The sequence below is a fragment of the Polaromonas sp. P1_H6 genome, from assembly GCF_056405195.1.
Map to the genome: position 1 here is coordinate 1 of NZ_JBFUCN010000068.1, position 2,713 is coordinate 2,713.

General features: G+C 61.6%; 1 protein-coding gene. It reads right to left on the minus strand.

Annotated elements, in window-relative coordinates; translation table 11 throughout:
• Nucleotides 1-201 precede the first annotated feature (201 nt).
• A complete protein-coding gene (locus AC1D1F_RS24695; RefSeq protein WP_477677044.1) occupies nt 202-2,055 on the minus strand; it encodes a multicopper oxidase domain-containing protein in 1,854 nt (617 codons plus the stop codon).
• Nucleotides 2,056-2,713: the final 658 nt, after the last annotated feature.

Below are 2,713 nucleotides of genomic sequence, written 5' to 3' on the forward strand. Positions count from 1 at the left end.
TTTAGCGAGACCCCGCCTGAACCGAGCACCGCAGGTTGCCCGTAGCGAAGCGCAGGGACGCAGCAACCAGGGTCGCCTTTTCTTTTGCTTAMTTTTCTTTTGGCGAAGCAAAAGAAAAGTGAGTAGCCGCCGGGCTACCCCCGGCCAGCAGCACTCAGCTAAGAGCGCTTAGCCGGAGCAAGACCCGGCCTTATCTCCAGCTCAACTCACCTCCAAAATCATGGTCAACCCACCACCCCCCTGGTGCTCGACATTGTTGTTGGTGTTGTGGTGCGGGATATGGCAATGCACCAGCCACTTGCCGGGTTTGCGGGCTTTCCAGATCACGTCGTAACGCTGGCCGGGGCCCACATTGACCGTGTCGGCCTCAAAACGCGCCGCTTCGGCCAGCACATAGCCGTCGCGGGCCACCACAGTGAACGGCCCGCCATGCACATGCATGGGATGCACAAAATTGTTGTGGGTGCCGATGAAGCGCAGCTTGATGGTTTCACCCACGCGCATCTTGATAGTCTCGGTCTCGGGATAGGCCTTGCCGTTGATGGTGAAGTAATTGGGCATGGCGCCCTCCATCAGCATGGCCGGGTAGGTCAGCCCTTCGCGCTTGAGCCACTCCTGCAGCTGGATGACATATTCCTTGTCGGCCGGCTGCTCTTTGGCAGGATCTTTGGGGTCGATGATCAGCGCGCCGTACAAGCCCAGGGCTTGCTGGCGGTCCGCATGGTCGTGGGTGTGATAGAAAAATGTCCCCGCCTGTTCGGTCGTGAACTCATAGGTGTAGCTGCCGCCGGGGGGTATCGGCTGCTGCGTGATCTTGGCCGGCCCGTCCATATTGTTGGGAACGATCAGGCCATGCCAATGCACGGTGGTTGATTCCGGCAGCCGGTTGCGCACCTTGATGCGAACCCTGTCCCCTTCGGTGACGCGCAGCCGCGGCCCCGGCACCTGGCCGTTGAAGGCATAAGCTTGCACCTTCACCTCGGGCAGGATGTTCCAGCCCGCCACGCCGGTTTCAAGCTCGAAGACTTTCACGCCGTCTTCCAGCTTCGGCTCGAGCGGAACATCGCCACGCGCCAGGGCTTCGGCTTGGCGCGTGACCAGGCGCGGGTGGACCGCGGCCATGTCCCGCATGGCTTCGCCGGGTGTGTCCCAGCCCATGATCATGCCCGGCGGCATGATGGCGCCGCCGACATCCCGCGCGGACAAGCTCATGTTCACAAAAAGCGCAGGCACGGCCATGCCGCCCAGCAGCATCAGCAAGGTGCTCATGCAGACAGCCGCCAGCTGGGGCCTGGTGACATCGGGACGCATGGCATGGCCGTGGCCGTGCTGCGCTTCATGGCCCGCATGCGCCTGTGGGGACCCGGACGCATGCCCATCCTGGCCGGCATCGCGCCGGGTCATCAGGCCGTGCTTCATCTTCCGGGACACCATCCAGACGTTGACCGGGTAAGCGATCGCAAAACCGGCGATCACCCCCAGCGACATGACACCCCAGAAAATCAGCTCGGCCGGGTCCATGGCGCGCATGTCCCGGCCCATCATCAGCAGCGACATGACGGGCGCCATGCCGGCCATCATCGCGTTCATGCTGATGAACTCGGGCATGAAGGACTTCTTCACGTTCTCCAGGTAAGTGCCGCCCATCATGTTCTTCATGAACAGCGACTGGAAAATAAACAGGCCGAAGGCGAAGCCCGCAAGGTATTCCACGATCAGGTCCAGCCACATCGGCAAGCCCAACGTGGCGGTGATCACCGCCGCCAGGATGATGCCGGTCGCATCCCCCGCGACGCAATGGATGGTGGAGCCCACACCCTGCTTCCACAAGGGCTTGATGAAGTCTTCATGCTCGCCGGGGCGCGGCTCCTTGTCGGCCATGACATACAGCAGCAAGCCGATGGGCCCCATGTAGAGGGTGACCAGGATGAAACCCCATTTCATCACCACGGGTTCGGGATTGTGCTGGAACTGGTCCCAGGCCACGTAGGCGGTCGAGCCCAGGGCCAGGGCGAACCAGACGATCAGCAGGTAGTCGATGGGTTGAGCAATCATGGGGTCCACCATCCTTCTCAATCACTGCGGTGCGCGAAAGATTTCTTTATTTCTTCGCTGCCATGCGACCGACTATGGGGCTTACCCCTGTGGGAAGGTCAAGCGGACTGGGCCGTCGGTTCTGTAAAAGTTGCAACGGCGATTTGCCACTCTTGCTCTCTCCGCCGCTGGGGGGGTTGGCGCCGGTCTTGCTCCGGCGGCACGCTCTCCTCTGAGGGTTGTTGGCCGGGGTGGCCGGCAGCCAGTAACTTTCTTTTGCTTCGCCAAAAGAAAGTCACCAAAGAAAAGGCGACCCGCAGTCTGGGTCCCTCCGCTTCGCTGCGGGCAACCTGCGGTGCTCGACTACGGCGGGGTCTCGCGCAAACTCGCCTTCGGCTCAAACAAGCGCGATCCCTGATCCGCCTACGTCTGCGCTCCTCGGCCCAGCCAGGACGGGGCAAGCGGGAGCGGAAGCGGGAACAGAAGACAGAAATACAAAGAACAAACCAAGACAGACAAGGACTCGCCGCGGCGAGTCCTTGTTTCTTCTGTATTCGGTATTGGTATTCCTCGTCCCCACCCCTTGTGGATGCGCCGAGGAGCGCAGGGCCAGACGGATCAGGGATCGCGTTGTCTGAGCCGAAGGCGAGTTTAGCGAGACCCCGTCTGGACCGAGCAC